This is a genomic window from Fictibacillus nanhaiensis, from assembly GCF_036213205.1.
Taxonomy (GTDB): domain Bacteria; phylum Bacillota; class Bacilli; order Bacillales; family Fictibacillaceae; genus Fictibacillus; species Fictibacillus nanhaiensis_E.
On record NZ_JARMFC010000026.1, the window covers coordinates 67,755 to 83,297 of the forward strand.

Genomic DNA, 15,543 nt, shown 5'->3' on the forward strand with positions numbered 1-15,543 from the left:
TGTGAGAGTTGTCTTTTTTACACCATATTATAAACAAAACCGTGGTAATTCTACCACGGCTAAACGATTAGAACATGGATTATCTGATAAAGTTGAGTTTTCATTTTTTCCATATGAAGAATTAAGTCTTAATTTTACTCTTCTTGAACGAATGGTGAAAGCGGATTTGTATCACATCCTTCATTTTTCTAGATTCGTTCAATGGGCTGAAAAAAATGAGATTAAGTTGGATAAACCTTATATCGTTACCTCAGGAGGAACGGATCTCAACCACTCGTTAACTGAAGACGAAGAAAGGTATCTTCCATTGTTGCGTGAAGCGAAAGCAATCACTGTTTTTACACAAGAAGCTAAACAAATGCTCGTAAAAGATTATGGATTAACAGATCAATCCGTACATGTAATCCCACAAAGTATTTATTTACCTAATGACCATACGATAGAAGCGTTCACTCTACCGGAAGGCTACCCAAAATTGTTACTGCCAGCTGGCATTCGCCCAGTTAAAGATGTTCTTTTTGCATTGGAAAGCTTGATTAGGTTGTCTAATGATTTCTTAGAACTCCGCTTTTTAATAGTAGGAGCAAACTTGAATGAGGAAGAATTCGAACGAGTGAAAGAGGCAGAAAACAAGTATGAGTGGCTATATTATTTGCCTGAAGTAGAGCTAGGTCAAATGAAGAAGCTTTATGAATGGGGAGATGTTGTCCTAAATACTTCGATCTCAGAAGGGCAGCCGACAGCATTATTAGAAGCGATGAGTTTCAGAAAGCCTGTAATCGCAAGGGAAAACCCAGGAAATGCTAGCATCATACAGCACGGAATGAACGGATTGTTGTTTCAGTCTCAAGAAGAATTATATCATTCTATAAAAAATGTCATTTCTGATCAAGAAACGTATAAGCAACTAAGTGATCATGGGTATCAAACCATAATAGAGAACCACACTATTAAGAAAGAGATTGACTCTTATTTGAAATTATATAAAGAGAAATAAAAAAGGAGAGAGTATAATGAAAAAAATTAGTTTATTGTTGCTGACTATGATTCTATTCTTATCAGCTTGCGGAACGAATAACGGTGATAAAAAGAATACAAAATTGAATAATGGTGAAGTGTTTACGATTGGTGTAATTCCAGCCCAAACGGAGGGTGAATTGAAGGGAGCACTTGATAAACTTCAGAAAGTGCTTAGCGAGAAAATGGAAAGAGAAGTCAAGATTACCTCTTATCCGGATTACAACGGTGTAGTTGAAGCGATGAACTATGATAAGATCGACATGGCATATTTCGGACCTCTTACATACGTTGTTGCACATGAAGAAAGTGGGGCTAAAGCGATCGTAACACAATTGATCAAAGGTGAACCGTTCTACTACTCTTATTTGATTACACATAAAGACAGTAAGTATGAAAATTTTGAGGACATGGTATCTGATGCTAAGAATGTAAAGTTTGCTTTTGGTGATCCATCTTCCACTTCAGGATCATTGATTCCTAGTATCAAACTAAAAGATGAAGGCATCTACAGAAGTGAATCTGATAGTGATTTTAACAATGTTAGGTTTACTGGTTCTCATGATGCGACCGCTCTTGCTGTTCAAAACAAACAAGTGGATGTTGGTGCGATTGACAGCGCCATCTATGATAAGTTGATTGAAGAAGGAGCGATTGACGGAGATCAGTTTAAAGTAATCTGGAAGTCAGAGAAATTGTTCCAATATCCTTGGGCTGTATCTAAAAGTACAGATGAGAAAACGATGAAGAAACTTCAGAAGATCTTTTTAGATATTAAAGATAAAGAGATTTTAGATGCCTTTGGTGCAACTGGGTTTACGAAGGCAGACAACAAGGATTACGAGAGTATCCGACAAGCAGCAATTAAAGAGGGTACCATTCAAGAATAGAGGGGAACCATGGTTTGGTTTAAGAGGGACCAATTACTAATCGTATTATGCTTAATTATACTCGTGATAGGAAGCATGAAGTTAACGGAGTTTGATCTTTCGAAGTTTAGAGATTTTCAGAATATGGGTGACTTTCTGTCGAAATGGTTTCCGATGAACACAGAAAGTCTGCCGTTTCTGTTTCAAGAAAGTTTGTTAACGATCGCTATTGCATTTTTGGGGAGTTTTTTCGGCTTAATCATCGCGCTTCCGATAAGTTTTATCGCTGCTAGAAATACAAGTAGAAATCGTTTCGTCTATACGATAACACGTTTCTTACTGAGTTTCTTACGATCAGTACCTGAATTTGTGTTCGGCTTAATTCTTTTAACAACGCTCGGACTTGGTCCGTTTCCTGCTGTTATCGCCATCGTTTTGCATAACATCGGGGTGTTAGGTAAGCTGATTTCAGAACTGATCGAGGCGGCAGATAAAGGTCCGATTGAAGCGATGTCAGCAGTTGGGGCAAGTAAGTGGATCGGAAATCTATTTGCAGTACTTCCACAAATATGGCCAAATGTACTATCTCAATTTTTCTATCGATTTGAAGTAGCTATACGTACTTCGCTCATCTTAGGTCTTATTGGTGGCGGGGGAATCGGACAACAGTTGTTTATTCATTTTAAAACGTTTCAATATCAGCTAGTCTCTGTTGACGTTCTACTCATCATGATCATGGTTATCATGGTGGATTATATTGGTGGGAAAATTCGTGAAAAGGTTATTTAGGTGATAACATGATTGAATTTGAGAATGTATCTGTCACATATCCTGGCGCTAAAGAACCTGCTTTAAAAGATGTGAATATTACTTTCCAAAAAGGAGAGTTCGTTTGTGTACTAGGTAGAAGCGGTGCAGGGAAATCTACGTTTATAAGGTGTATTAACGGTCTGCAGCCAGTATCTTGTGGTTATGTAAAATGGGGAGATAAAACGTTGAATGAGATGACTCATAAAGAGACGTTAGAAGTTCGTCGAAAAACGGGGATGATCTTTCAGCATTTCAACTTAATACCAAGGATGAGTGTCGTTCAGAACATCTTAACAGGTCTGTTTGGATACAAAAAATCTTATGAAAATCTGTTAGGTTTGTTTAAACCGACTGATCGAATGCAAGCTCTAGAAGCTATTGAACAGGTTGAGCTAACGGTTGAACCAACAAGAAGAGTTGAGAAGTTAAGCGGTGGACAAAAACAAAGGGTTGCGATCGCACGAGCACTCGTGCAGAACCCTAAAGTATTTTTGGGAGACGAACCTGTCGCAAGTTTGGATCCTGGAACTGCTGAAAGGATTTTTCAACTTTTAAAAGAAACACATGTGAAACGAAATCTCGTTTCAATCATTAACGTGCATGATGTAGTTCTTGCAAAAAAATTCGCCACAAGAATTATTGCACTGAAAAACGGAAAGCTAGTCTTTGACGGTGCACCTGAAGATTTTGATGAAACCGTGTACGCTGAGATCTATAACCATCTTTAAACACAAAAAAACTCCGACATCGGAGTTTTTTGTGTTTAATTGGCTTTGATTGGTTTTTCAGAAAATGCAAGTACACGACCGACGATGCTAGCGTCATTTATGCCTTTAGTGTGAAGTCTCTTAACGTATTCTGCGGCTTTTTCTTCAGGTAGACTTACAAGTAAACCGCCAGAAGTTACAGCATCACATAAAATCCATTGCTGCCACTCATAAAGTTCATTGCCATAGAGCACATCATCTTTTATCCAGCGATGATTAGCTTTAGTACCACCAGGCACGATTCCTTCTTGCGCAAGCTCTGTGGTGCCAGGTAAAAGCGGTACACTGTGATAATCAATCTCGATGGTAATATCTCCTGTCCCTTTTGCCATCTCTGTCGCATGACCGAGAAGACCGAAACCGGTTACATCTGTTACAGCGTTTGGAGATAGACCTTCCAAGCATTCTGCTGCTGTTTTATTAAGTGTGGCCATCGTTGTGCTGACTAACTGAAGCTGATTTTCTGAAAGCTTGTCTTTTTTAATAGCAGTGGTTTGAATACCGACACCGATTGGTTTCGTTAACACAAGAACATCCCCTGGTCTTGCTCCCACATTTTTGTGAATTTTAGAAGGATGGACAAGTCCTGTGACTGACAGACCAAACTTAGGTTCAGAATCATCGATCGAGTGTCCTCCAACAAGAACTGCACCGGACTCCTTCACTTTGTCAGCTGCTCCTTTTAAAATCTCAGCGAGCACATCGTGACCAAGAGTATTGATCGGGAAGCCTACAATATTCATTACTGTTGTTGGGTATCCTCCCATCGCATAAACATCACTTAGTGAATTAGCAGCGGCGATTTGGCCGAACATATATGGATCATCTACAATAGGTGTAAAAAAGTCGACAGTCTGGATCATAGCAAGGTCATCGGTTAACTTATAGACTCCTGCATCGTCTGAAGTATCTAAACCAACTAAAAGGTTAGGATCATATTCCCGTTTTGGTAGATGACGCAAAACTTGCGCCAGGTCTTCTGGACCAATTTTACAGCCTCAACCACCTTTTGAGGAAAGGTGAGTGAGCTTTACTTTATCTTCACTTGTCATAATGAAACGACACCTCCTTTTGTTAGTATAAACATTATTTTTGTGAATTGCCTAAGGATATACTAAAATAGTCTTAAAAAAGGAGGATGTATGTATGAAAGTATCTATTGAATTCTGCATGATGTGAAACTTTGCACCAAAAGCCGCGAGTCTCGCGGAAGACCTGTTTAACCATTTTCGTTCTAAAATTTCATCGCTTGAACTAATTCCAAGTTCTGGCGGAGTTTTTGAAGTATCTGTAGATGGCAATAAGATTTATTCAAAAAAAGAGACCGGAGAATTTCCGGATCATGATCTGATCATTCAACACTTAGAAAAATTCAAGGCGTAAAAACGATGCCCTCCTTAAGGGGATCGTTGTGACCTTAAGGAGGAGCTTCATTTTGTCAAAATCTGATTTGTTAAGGCAGCTTCCTGCCGTGCATGAGGTAGTGAAAGATATCAGTTCTGAAGTGAATAGCAAACCGGAAAAGGAAATTACACGAGCTGTTCAAGATGCGATTAAATTTTGGCGGGAAAATATTCTCAACAACCACCATACTATTCACTTGAAAACTGATGTCAGAGTACTTGTGAAGAATTCAGCAAAGTCTAATCTAACTCATCCTACAGATCAGATCCGTTCACTGATTAATGCTAGTGGAGTTGTAATACATACCAATCTTGGTCGCTCTAGACTTAGTGAAAAAAGCGTAGCGCGGATGAGTGAAACAGCAAGGATGTATTCAAATTTAGAATATAACTTGGAGGAAGGAAAAAGAGGCTCGAGACATGATCTGACAGAGAATCTAATTAAACAAGTGACTGGTGCAGAAGCGGCAATGGTCGTGAACAATAATGCAGCTGCCGTTTATTTAGTCCTTAAAGCACTAGCTAAAAATAAAGAAGTCATTGTTTCAAGAGGTGAACTTGTTGAGATTGGAGGTTCATTTCGTGTTTCATCTATAATGGAAGAAAGTGGTGCAAAACTAAGGGAAGTAGGTACTACCAATAAAACACATTTTATTGATTACAAACGAACGTTAAACGATCAAACAGGTATGATCATGAAGGTTCACACTAGTAATTTTAAAGTGATCGGGTTCACAAAGGACGTTTCTTCTAGCGAGTTAATGCAGTTGAAGAGAAATCACCCAGATCTAATTATTTATGAAGATCTGGGAAGTGGAGCTCTCTATCCTTTTCAGTCCGTTGGAATCGGGGATGAACCACTAATCTCCTCTGTTATCAATAAAGGAATTGACGTTGTCTCTTTTAGTGGAGATAAACTTCTGGGAGGCCCGCAAGCTGGAATTATTGCAGGGAAAAAGAAGATTATCGACATATTAAAGAAACATCAGCTAGCCCGTGTTTTAAGGGTGGATAAATTTACGATCGCCGCATTAAACGAAACGTTGCAAGCTTATTTGAATGAAGAATACACAACGATTCCTACAGTTAGAGATATTTTAAAAACTCCTGAAGAGATCAGAAAGGTAGTATGGCACTTAAAAAGAAAAGTTGAAGATCATCCTTCGTTAACCGTCAGAATTCTTGAAGAGTTCTCACAAGTAGGGGGAGGAACGATGCCGGATGTGAAGTTGCCTACATATTGTCTAGGGCTTAAACACTCAAAAGGAGAAAATTACTTAGCAAGAGCTTTTAGGAAATATAAAACCCCTATTATCGTAAGAATCAAAGGTGAAGAAGTCCTATTGGATCTCAGAACGATTTCCGAAGAAGAGCTTATCACAGTTGAAGAAGCGATACGTTCTATCGACTAAGAATAGGGACTGACAGATAATTTGTCAGTCCCTGTTGTTTTTTTGTATTAACGGCCTTCTCCAGAGTTTTGTCCCGTATGGTTACGTTGTTTTACTTTTTTAGAACCACTCATAGGAGCTGGTTGTCCAGGGTTTTCCCCTTTTGGAGCGTTCTTTCGAATATCTTTAAACGTATTATGCTCTCCCATAAATAAGCCTCCTATCTTTCTTTTCACTTTTGTATAGATAGTTTTTAGAAAGGCTTCATTGCCTAGTTGATTGTAGTGCAAGGTGTGAGACTCCTGGGGGATCAGCGGGACAGGTGAGACAATTAAGGGCGCATAGCGCCGAGGTGGCTCACCGCACGCCCCCCCGGAAAGCGAGCACCTGGAACGTAAATCAACTACATCTGTGCAATTGCCCAGCAATAGAAACCAATTTATTGAATAATTATAGATAAAATTGGAACGTTAAAGGTATATCAAAACAAAGGATGGTAATTATGCCCTATCATAAAAACAAGCAACAAGCATATCAAGCTGCTGAGCAAGGTTATCACCATGCGATGGATATCTCCAAAACATTGGATGCTTCAAACAGTGAATATGGAGTTTTCCATGCTCATTTTATGACAGAAAATGAAAAGGCTTGTCAACAAATACAGAATGCACTTGAAACGGCCTCAGAACACCAACAGCCACAGTTAGAGAGCTTTCTAAATGAGCTTCAACAGCTTCAGAAGCAATTTCCAAAACCTTAATGACGTTTCTTCGTTTTCTTATTGTTCTGACGCTCAGCTTCACTTAGCTTTTCGTTAGGTAAGGATAACGATTCATTACCGAATTCTGTATCATATCCAGCACCTTTACCTTGAGCTTTTGCTGCGTTCATTCCAGGACGCGAGTGATTTGCTTTATTTCTTCCCATTTTATTTGTCACCTCCGTAATAATTAGTTTGTGCAATATCAAAAAGAAGAAGCACTCCAAAAAAAGGAGTGCCTCTTTACGTTCATGATTTATATTTACTGAGCAGCAGCCAGACGCCAGAGAGTCCGATCAAACTGTATAGAACTTTCGTTACTGTGGTAGCGCTTCCAAAAACTTCTGTAACAACGTTTAAATCAAAAAGACCGATTGCTCCCCAGTTTAATGCTCCGATCAGCACAAGTAAAGCGGCAAGTTTTTTTAACCATTCCATCCTGTTTCCCTCCGATCTATTGAAGAGTGGTACTTAAGCGGAAAACAAAAAGAAGTATTACGTAATTTACTATATGCGAGCATGTGAATGATGGTGATTTTCATATCATAAGAAAAACTTATGTCGATTGATAACCATTAACTATTTTACTTATGAAAGGGTTTTACGTATGATAATAGAGGGAAAAAAAGATTTTGTGTGATTATACTAGTGAATTGAACACATTTTTTCGACAATTTTTCTCATAATCGTGTATGATTGTTAGTGAAGGGAGAGAGTGGAACATGAAAAGAAATGATGTATTTAATGCCCGTTCTACTTTTGATGTTAACGGTAAGGAATTTAGCTATTACCGTTTAGGAGCGTTAGAAGAAGCGGGAATTGGTAACGTATCAAAATTACCCTACTCTGTAAAAGTATTATTGGAATCTGTATTAAGACAATTTGATGGAAAAGTAATTAACAAAGAACACGTTGAAAATCTTGCAAAGTGGGGAACAAGTGAACTAAAAGATATCGATGTTCCTTTTAAGCCTTCACGTGTTATTCTTCAGGACTTCACAGGAGTACCAGCTGTCGTTGACTTAGCTTCTCTTCGTAAAGCCATGAAGGATATGGGTGGAGACCCTTCTCAGATCAACCCTGAAATCCCTGTTGATCTTGTAGTTGATCACTCTGTACAGGTTGATAAAGCAGGTACTGAAGATTCACTTGCTTTTAACATGAACCTTGAATTCGCTCGAAATGAAGAGCGTTACAAACTTTTGAGCTGGGCTCAATCAGCGTTTGACAACTACCGTGCAGTACCACCTGCAACTGGTATCGTACACCAAGTAAACTTAGAGTACTTGGCGCCTGTAGTTCTTACGAGCGAATCTGAAGGAGAAACAATTGCTTTCCCTGATTCATTAGTAGGTACTGATTCTCATACAACAATGATCAATGGTCTAGGAGTATTAGGATGGGGTGTTGGTGGAATTGAAGCAGAAGCGGGCATGTTAGGTCAGCCGTCTTACTTCCCAGTTCCAGAAGTAATCGGTGTTAAATTAACTGGAACGCTTCCAAACGGAACAACTGCAACTGACCTTGCACTTAAAGTAACGCAAGTATTGCGTGAAAAGAAGGTAGTAGGAAAGTTCGTAGAGTTCTTCGGTCCAGGACTAGCGGATATGCCTCTTGCAGACCGTGCTACCGTTTCAAACATGGCACCTGAATATGGCGCAACTTGCGGCTTCTTCCCAGTTGACGAAGAAGCATTAAACTATCTTCGTCTGACAGGTAGAACAGAAGACCAAATTCAGCTTGTAGAAGCGTATTGCAAAGCAAACGGTTTGTTCTACACAGCAGGAGATGCTGATCCTGAATTTACAGATGTTGTTGAAATCAATCTTTCTGAAATCGAACCAAACTTGTCTGGGCCAAAACGTCCACAAGATTTGATTCCACTATCTCAAATGAAAGACAGCTTTAATAAAGCGCTTGTAGCTCCACAAGGAAATGCAGGGTTCGGTCTAACAGCTGATGAAATCAACAAAGAAGTAACGGTTAAGCATCCGAACAACGAAACTTCTACGATGAAGACAGGTGCTGTTGCGATTGCTGCAATCACAAGTTGTACGAATACGTCTAACCCGTACGTAATGTTAGGTGCTGGATTAGTTGCTAAGAAAGCGATTGAAAAAGGCTTAAAAGTTCCTGGCTATGTAAAAACGTCATTAGCACCGGGATCTAAAGTTGTTACGCGTTATTTAGAAGAGGCAGGTTTAATGAGCTATATGGATCAATTAGGGTTCAACCTAGTTGGTTACGGTTGTACAACATGTATCGGTAACTCAGGTCCTTTGGCGCTTGAAGTTGAAAATGCGATCTCTAAAAACGATCTAACTGTTACTTCTGTACTTTCGGGTAACAGAAATTTTGAAGGACGTATCCACCCGCTTGTAAAAGCCAACTACTTAGCTTCTCCACCGTTAGTAGTAGCATATGCGCTAGCTGGTACTGTAGATTTCAACCTTCAATCTGATTCTTTCGGAACAGACAAAGATGGCAACGAAGTTTACTTTAAAGATATCTGGCCTTCAACTGAAGAGATTAATGAAGCGATGAAGAAAGCAGTTACTCCAGAATTGTTCAAGAAGGAGTACGAGCGTGTATTTGATGAGAACGAACGCTGGAACGAACTGAAGACTTCAGCTGATCAATTATATGGTTTTGATACATCATCAACATACATTCAAAACCCTCCGTTCTTTGAAGAGCTATCTGCAGAACTTAAAGAGATCCAACCTCTTAAAGATCTTAAGCTTATCGCTAAATTTGGAGATTCTGTTACAACAGATCACATTTCTCCAGCTGGTGCGATCGGTAAAGATACTCCTGCAGGAAGATACTTGATTCAAAACGGTGTTGAGCCACGTGACTTTAACTCTTACGGTTCTCGTCGTGGTAACCATGAAGTGATGATGCGTGGTACATTTGCAAATATTCGTATCCGTAACGCTGTTGCTCCTGGTACTGAAGGGGGTTGGACAACTTTCTGGCCGACTAACGAAGTAATGAGCATTTATGATGCTGCGATGAAATACAAAGAGAACGGTACGGGTCTTATGGTAATCGCAGGTAAAGATTACGGTATGGGATCATCTCGTGACTGGGCAGCAAAAGGTACTACATTGCTTGGTATTCAAACTGTTCTTGCTGAAAGCTTCGAACGTATTCACCGTTCAAATCTAGTGTTGATGGGAGTACTTCCTCTTCAATTTAAAGATGGTGAGAGTGCTGAGACGTTTGGACTTACTGGAAAAGAGTCATTCACGGTTTCAGTTGATGAAACGGTTAAACCGCGTGATCTTGTTAAGGTTTCAGCTCTTTTTGAAGATGGAACAGAAAAAACATTTGAAGTTGTAGCTCGTTTTGATAGCGAAGTTGAAATTGAGTATTACCGTCACGGTGGTATCCTTCCAATGGTACTTCGTAACAAACTTGCACACTCTTCTCAAACTCAAAACTAATAAAAAAATCCTTTGCCATTTTGTTTAGGCAAAGGATTTTTTTATGCTTTTTTCATATGTTTTTCTTCGAGTTTGATCTCAAGCTGTTCAATATAGGATTCATCTTTCAACAATTGTCGTTTGTTCTCTTTCACGAGTTCTCTAAAATTCATTTTTCTATTTTTCCTCATCATTACTTGCACCTCTTCATTGGGATATTACAAGTATATCCAAATTAAAATCGAAATAATCAGACTTTAAAAAACAATTGCTACTTAACATATGAATAGATGATTTTGATTAATGGAAAAGTAAAAAGAAAGGAAAGGAGGTAGGACCTTTGAGTAATCCAAAACGCTTTCCTGAAGATTTCGTTCCAAACCATATCGGCACTCAACCACGTGAAAGCAACAGTAACAATGGAAAAAAGATGGCTAACAAATCGCATGATCATGCTGATTATGTACCACCAAAAGGAAAATAACACGTTACTTTGTAAAAAATACCTCTCCTTATTTTTTCTTTTGACTCCCATATACAGAGAATTTTGTCGAAAAAGTGTATGTAGTGAAAGAATTAGGAGGGGTACGTTTGATTACGGCATCTGTCAAACCATTACCTGTATCACACAACAAGGATGATCAGGATTACTTATATCGTAAATTGGAAATTGAAATGCAACGATTAGGACATCTTGTTCCTTTTCGTGAAGAGTTGAACTGGGATAAAGAGATAACAACGATGGAACTAGGGAATGTTGAAACGCTTGAAAAGTTAAAAAAAGCAGCAGCAAAGAACGATGGAGTATTCTTGTTCTATGCTAAGCTTACAAAAGGAACCGTTTATCAACATATTATCTTGCATCCGAATACGGAAGGGTTTTATCTTCCGTTTCGATTTGAAGAACCATTCCAGATCACTGTAAAAAACAAAAAATATTGGATAGGTTCATCAATCAGGCTAGCTGAAGAATTAGCATGGCTTGAGATTACTATGAAAAACTTAGAAGATGACAGTGTAGTTGAATATTGGGAATATTTAACTGATCTCTGTCAATCCAGCGTTCAAAACATGAGTCCCATTTTATTGCAAAAAAATTAAAGAATATTTCACTCGGTTATTTGTACAAACTATGATGGTACTAACTTTTTGTAAAGGAGAATCATCATGAATAAACCAAACCGAGACGATCGTAGCAACAATGTAGAACGTTTAGAGCAAATGGTTCAAAACACAGAACAGAACATTTCAGAAGCTAACGAGACTGCGGCTAACACGGAACTAACAGCTAGCCAAAAAGAGCAGATCAAAGAAAAGAATCAACATAGACAAGAATCCATCGAGCAGTTTCAAAACGAGATTCAAGAAGAAAAAGCTTATAGAGAAGGCAACGACCTTCAATAAGAGAAGGACCGGCATATTGCTGGTCTTTTTTTTCATTTTCTAATAAAGTGTTAAGAAAAGACAACAAGAAGGGAAACAGTTCATATATGAAATTTGTTGAGAGTAGTGTAGATGTTAGATATGCAGAAACAGATCAGATGGGTGTCGTATATCATGCGAACTATCTAGTTTGGTTTGAAATTGGACGAACAAAGCTGATCGAACATTTAGGGTTTAAATATGCCGACATGGAAAGAGAAGGAATCCTTTCTCCTGTAACAGACATTCAAGCTTCTTATAAAAAACCACTAACATATGGACAGGTAGCCCATATTAAGACTGCAGTCAAAGAATATTCAGGAATCAAGGTTGTTTATTATTATGAAATCTTTAATGATCAAAATGAGTTATGTGTTACTGGGGAATCCACTCATGTTTGTGTAAAAAAAGAAAATTTTAGACCGATCTCGATTAAAAAATATTTTCCTGATTGGCATGAAGCCTACGTAGAAATGAGCTCAGCAGAATAATGGCTTTCGGAATAAAGCGTGCTGACTTAAAAAGATGGAAAGATGAAGTAGAGATGGGTAACATCGCATTTCTCACCCATTTTTGGTATGATTCACGATTTCCAACAGCAAAGAGTGTAACCAAAGTAGGTTGTAACGATCGGAAAAGATTATCTGAGTGGGGAAGAACATACGGTTTAAAGGAAGAGTGGATTCATGAACGAGATGCTTACCCCCATTTTGACCTTATCGGGGATAAGCAAGTAGAGATCATGAAAAGAGAAGGAAGAATTCAGGAACTTCAAAAGTTCATATAGTCTAATTTTTGTTCTCGTTAAAATCGTATTTAATTTCTCCATCCGTAATGGAAACCGTAAGATCGTTTCCGTCAAAGAACCATTCATCTTCTTGCTCGATGAAGAATTTATGATTCTCTACAACGATTTCAGCAGCAGGATGTTTTGGTGTATCCTTTGTAAGTCCTAATGAAAAGCCGTCTTGAACCGTGCTGCATCCTCCAAGGCGAACGAAAAAACGGATAGAATCGTCCGAGGATGCTTGTAGGTCATTGATCACATGATTTGCAGTATCTTCATTTATAATGATTTTCAAAGTATATTCACTCCTTAAGAATGTCTTTAAAGTAATGATGATATTGTGGCATACGAATAAAGAAAGCACAATTATTTACGATTGAAGGAGGCAGATTTGGTGGACATTCATTCATTTTTTGAAGAAGCATCAGAACGATATCGTGTTCAAGATTTAATTTCTGAACATACGAATATAATATTTATTTTAGAATCGCCTCATAAAGAGGAAATCAAATTTGGAGTACCTTTGGCCGGTCTCTCAGGCAGATCGATGGCAAAAGAATTATTTGCAGTCGAAGATTGTCCTCCGATGGGAAAGGTGTTAAAACAGTACATAGACGAAAAAAAGAAGACGGTATTTGGAATCGTAAATGTTTGTCCGTTTCCTTTGCAAGGTGCTGCATTTCCCGATCATACTTTTGTCAACAGATATAGAGATGAGATTAAAGTTGCTGAAGCAGTAAGAACGAGTTCGGTAAAAGTATATAAAGACGAAGCGAGAGCTACATTTGATCGATTGCTATTAAACCAATTCGAAAGTAGGTTAACCTCACTGCTTAAAGAAAACACGGTCATCGTTCCATGCGGAAGATTTGCAGAAAAATACGTTAACAAACTGTCTAATAAAGACAGGTTAACCATTATAGAAGGTGTACCACATCCTTCTTATCATTCATGGTCTCGAGATCGCTATCAAGAAGTGATAGATAAAGTAAGACAAGAAGTAAAAAAAAGAACCTCCTAAATCAGGAGGTTCAAATGAAGAATACAGTTGCTCCGTATAGTACAGCTGTTATGCCAGCAGCAATTAGTGCAGGTTTTAACTTGTATCGTGCATAGGTGATAACTGATAGGTTTAAAATACGGGCAATCGTATTCGTATCATCACTTAACGGTGAAGCGAATGCTCCGAATGTCCCACTTGCAAAGACCGCTCCAATCACAAGCGGCAGAGAAACATCTGCCACTCCTGCCATTGATACACCTAGAGGCATTAATATTCCCCACGTACCCCATGCAGATCCGATAAAATAGGAGACGGCACAACCGAAGATAAACAGCAATGGGACGATGACTGATCCAGGGATCCATCCTGCGTATCGTGTTACAAAAGCAGAGAAACCAAGTTCTTCAGTAACAGACGATAAGCCCCAAACAACAGCTAACAGCACGATAACACTCATTAATTCGTTGCCACCGAAAATAAATCCATTCAACAGATCACCCGTTTTCATTTTCTGAAATCGTAGAAAAAGAAACGTGAATATTGTTGTAAACAACAGAGCGATCAGCATTGCATCCATAACATCTGCTGAAATGAAAGCCTCAAAAAAACTACCTTTCGTTTTTTTGTAACCATCCCACCACGTTAACAATAGAGTAAGGAAGACAACTAAGATGAGCGGAATGAGTAAGTTCAATGGTTTGTTCGGAAGTTCTCTATTAACGGCAGGATCACAACTATGCCAGTCGTCCTCTTCACTTTCTCCAACATCTTTCGGATCTGTTTCTTCTGTAGATTTTGAATGGTGAAAGAAGCTGAGGTATACCCCTACGATGATCATGACAAAAGAGAAAAAATTAAACGGGATGCTTTGTATAAAAAGAGAGTATGGATCTGCGTTAATGTTTTCGTTTTTCAACGAGATATCTACAATAGAAGTCATATATCCAACAAAAGCGGTAGCGATTGGTATCAACACAATGATGGGAGTTGCTGTTGTTTCAATGACAAAGCCGAGCTCTTGGGTAGACATCTTTACCTTTTTTAAAAGAGCTCTCATGATAGGAGCAATCGTGACGAAACGAAAACTTGGAGCAGCAAAAGTGCCGATCGTAGACACATAAGTAAGCAACAAAGCTCCTTTTTTTGTTTCGATCCTGTTAGAAGCTTCTTCTACAAAGCCTTTGATTCCACCAGAAAGTTTAATCATGGAAATGAGTCCGGAAAAAGCATACAAAAACACTAATATTTTTATGTTTTTAGGGTCTACAAGCCCTTTGACTAGAAATTGGACCATCTTCTCTAAACCACCCACAAGAGTAGGGTGGAGAAGGTATGAGCCGGTCAAAAGACCAGCGATCAAACCTGGGAGAACTTGTTTAGTCTTGATAGCTATAGGGATTACCACTAAGAACGGAATAACAGAAACCCAATTTTGATCCATGAGAGGTCCTTCTTTCATACAAGAGATAATACTGTTAGCGTGTGATGCTTTTTAAAATTTATTCTTTATTAACAAAAGAAAAGACGTTTCATCTAAAACCCCATTGGTTAGAATAATAGCGTCGAAGTGAAACATCACATGTTTAAAGAGTGGGGTGATAAACTTTAAACACCACTTCTAAATGTAAAGAGTTGCATTTATTAGGTTTACGTGATAAGTTTAACAACGGAATATATATGGACGGAACAAGTTTGAATTACGGATAGCCTTGTAACTATTAACGTTTAATTTTTACGCATATTCACATGGCTAAGCATTTCCCATCAATATGTTATAAGGAAATGCTATTTTATGTGCAAATCATGATGTATTTTGAAAAAACAAATTGGCCGGCAGCTTAACATTACAAACCATGCCGGATCCACGAGGTTATCGTAAAACCTTT

General features: G+C 38.5%; 21 protein-coding genes. 14 read left to right on the plus strand and 7 right to left on the minus strand.

The annotated features are described in order from the left end of the window. Window position 1 precedes the first annotated feature (1 nt). The 4 genes from P4V41_RS19585 to phnC are packed head-to-tail and all read left to right on the plus strand — an operon-like array spanning window position 2 to window position 3,424. On the plus strand, window positions 2-997 hold the full coding sequence (locus tag P4V41_RS19585) for a glycosyltransferase (RefSeq protein ID WP_328086810.1): 996 nt from the start codon (window positions 2-4) through the stop codon (window positions 995-997). 16 nt (window positions 998-1,013) lie between these two features. Beyond that, window positions 1,014-1,907, plus strand: a complete 894-nt coding sequence (phnD, locus tag P4V41_RS19590; RefSeq protein WP_328086811.1) for a phosphate/phosphite/phosphonate ABC transporter substrate-binding protein — start codon at window positions 1,014-1,016, stop codon at window positions 1,905-1,907. A gap of 9 nt (window positions 1,908-1,916) precedes the next feature. After that, the gene (gene phnE, locus P4V41_RS19595; RefSeq protein WP_328086812.1) at window positions 1,917-2,675 is read left to right on the plus strand and encodes a phosphonate ABC transporter, permease protein PhnE; all 759 of its coding nucleotides are present in this window, start codon (window positions 1,917-1,919) and stop codon (window positions 2,673-2,675) included. Window positions 2,676-2,683: 8 nt separating this feature from the next. After that, entirely contained in the window at window positions 2,684-3,424 is a 741-nt protein-coding gene (gene phnC / locus P4V41_RS19600) for a phosphonate ABC transporter ATP-binding protein (protein ID WP_328086813.1), read from the plus strand. A gap of 35 nt (window positions 3,425-3,459) precedes the next feature. Here phnC and selD read toward each other — a convergent pair whose 3' ends face one another. After that, on the minus strand, window positions 3,460-4,515 hold the full coding sequence (gene selD / locus P4V41_RS19605) for a selenide, water dikinase SelD (RefSeq protein ID WP_328086814.1): 1,056 nt from the start codon (window positions 4,513-4,515) through the stop codon (window positions 3,460-3,462). Between the two features lie 94 nt (window positions 4,516-4,609). Here selD and P4V41_RS19610 point away from each other — a divergent pair, with 94 nt between their 5' ends. Together P4V41_RS19610 and selA are read left to right on the plus strand one after the other, a co-directional pair. Continuing rightward, window positions 4,610-4,846 (plus strand): Rdx family protein, encoded by a 237-nt coding sequence (locus tag P4V41_RS19610; RefSeq protein WP_328086815.1) that lies wholly within the window; start codon window positions 4,610-4,612, stop codon window positions 4,844-4,846. A gap of 52 nt (window positions 4,847-4,898) precedes the next feature. Next, entirely contained in the window at window positions 4,899-6,278 is a 1,380-nt protein-coding gene (selA, locus tag P4V41_RS19615) for an L-seryl-tRNA(Sec) selenium transferase (RefSeq protein ID WP_328086816.1), read from the plus strand. A 47-nt stretch (window positions 6,279-6,325) separates the two neighbouring features. On the opposite strand, the gene P4V41_RS19620 is transcribed toward selA, so the two are convergent. Next, window positions 6,326-6,466, minus strand: a complete 141-nt coding sequence (locus P4V41_RS19620) for a small acid-soluble spore protein P (protein ID WP_137789571.1) — start codon at window positions 6,464-6,466, stop codon at window positions 6,326-6,328. A gap of 293 nt (window positions 6,467-6,759) precedes the next feature. Here P4V41_RS19620 and P4V41_RS19625 point away from each other — a divergent pair, with 293 nt between their 5' ends. Beyond that, window positions 6,760-7,017, plus strand: a complete 258-nt coding sequence (locus P4V41_RS19625) for a hypothetical protein (protein ID WP_328086817.1) — start codon at window positions 6,760-6,762, stop codon at window positions 7,015-7,017. On the opposite strand, the gene sspO is transcribed toward P4V41_RS19625, so the two are convergent. After that, the gene (gene sspO, locus P4V41_RS19630; RefSeq protein ID WP_137789569.1) at window positions 7,014-7,184 is read right to left on the minus strand and encodes a small acid-soluble spore protein O; all 171 of its coding nucleotides are present in this window, start codon (window positions 7,182-7,184) and stop codon (window positions 7,014-7,016) included. The two genes, P4V41_RS19625 and sspO, sit on opposite strands and share 4 nt — an antisense overlap. 82 nt (window positions 7,185-7,266) lie before the next feature. Then, window positions 7,267-7,455, minus strand: coding sequence for a DUF378 domain-containing protein (locus tag P4V41_RS19635; RefSeq protein WP_198767125.1), 189 nt, complete (start codon window positions 7,453-7,455; stop codon window positions 7,267-7,269). 284 nt (window positions 7,456-7,739) lie between these two features. Here P4V41_RS19635 and acnA point away from each other — a divergent pair, with 284 nt between their 5' ends. Then, entirely contained in the window at window positions 7,740-10,466 is a 2,727-nt protein-coding gene (acnA, locus tag P4V41_RS19640) for an aconitate hydratase AcnA (protein WP_328086818.1), read from the plus strand. 41 nt (window positions 10,467-10,507) lie between these two features. On the opposite strand, the gene P4V41_RS19645 is transcribed toward acnA, so the two are convergent. Continuing rightward, window positions 10,508-10,636 carry an FbpB family small basic protein gene (locus tag P4V41_RS19645; protein WP_328086861.1) on the minus strand — a complete coding sequence of 43 codons (129 nt, stop codon included), beginning with the start codon at window positions 10,634-10,636 and terminating at the stop codon, window positions 10,508-10,510. 149 nt (window positions 10,637-10,785) lie between these two features. Between P4V41_RS19645 and P4V41_RS19650 the strand changes: the two genes are divergently transcribed. From P4V41_RS19650 to P4V41_RS19670, 5 genes are all read left to right on the plus strand, one after another. Continuing rightward, window positions 10,786-10,929, plus strand: a complete 144-nt coding sequence (locus P4V41_RS19650; RefSeq protein WP_066241162.1) for an acid-soluble spore protein N — start codon at window positions 10,786-10,788, stop codon at window positions 10,927-10,929. Window positions 10,930-11,036: 107 nt separating this feature from the next. Next, window positions 11,037-11,546, plus strand: a complete 510-nt coding sequence (locus P4V41_RS19655) for a hypothetical protein (RefSeq protein ID WP_328086819.1) — start codon at window positions 11,037-11,039, stop codon at window positions 11,544-11,546. A gap of 66 nt (window positions 11,547-11,612) precedes the next feature. Continuing rightward, the gene (tlp, locus tag P4V41_RS19660; protein WP_328086820.1) at window positions 11,613-11,849 is read left to right on the plus strand and encodes a small acid-soluble spore protein Tlp; all 237 of its coding nucleotides are present in this window, start codon (window positions 11,613-11,615) and stop codon (window positions 11,847-11,849) included. Window positions 11,850-11,935: 86 nt separating this feature from the next. Beyond that, window positions 11,936-12,358 carry a thioesterase family protein gene (locus P4V41_RS19665; protein WP_328086821.1) on the plus strand — a complete coding sequence of 141 codons (423 nt, stop codon included), beginning with the start codon at window positions 11,936-11,938 and terminating at the stop codon, window positions 12,356-12,358. Beyond that, window positions 12,358-12,654 carry a hypothetical protein gene (locus tag P4V41_RS19670; protein WP_137789564.1) on the plus strand — a complete coding sequence of 99 codons (297 nt, stop codon included), beginning with the start codon at window positions 12,358-12,360 and terminating at the stop codon, window positions 12,652-12,654. Before P4V41_RS19665 ends, P4V41_RS19670 begins: the two co-directional genes overlap by 1 nt. 1 nt (window position 12,655) lies before the next feature. On the opposite strand, the gene P4V41_RS19675 is transcribed toward P4V41_RS19670, so the two are convergent. Further along, window positions 12,656-12,949, minus strand: coding sequence for a hypothetical protein (locus tag P4V41_RS19675; RefSeq protein ID WP_328086822.1), 294 nt, complete (start codon window positions 12,947-12,949; stop codon window positions 12,656-12,658). A 99-nt stretch (window positions 12,950-13,048) separates the two neighbouring features. Between P4V41_RS19675 and P4V41_RS19680 the strand changes: the two genes are divergently transcribed. Then, a complete protein-coding gene (locus P4V41_RS19680; protein ID WP_328086823.1) occupies window positions 13,049-13,675 on the plus strand; it encodes a uracil-DNA glycosylase family protein in 627 nt (208 codons plus the stop codon). A 10-nt stretch (window positions 13,676-13,685) separates the two neighbouring features. Here P4V41_RS19680 and P4V41_RS19685 read toward each other — a convergent pair whose 3' ends face one another. Continuing rightward, the gene (locus tag P4V41_RS19685) at window positions 13,686-15,098 is read right to left on the minus strand and encodes a Na+/H+ antiporter NhaC family protein (RefSeq protein WP_197191097.1); all 1,413 of its coding nucleotides are present in this window, start codon (window positions 15,096-15,098) and stop codon (window positions 13,686-13,688) included. Window positions 15,099-15,543: the final 445 nt, after the last annotated feature.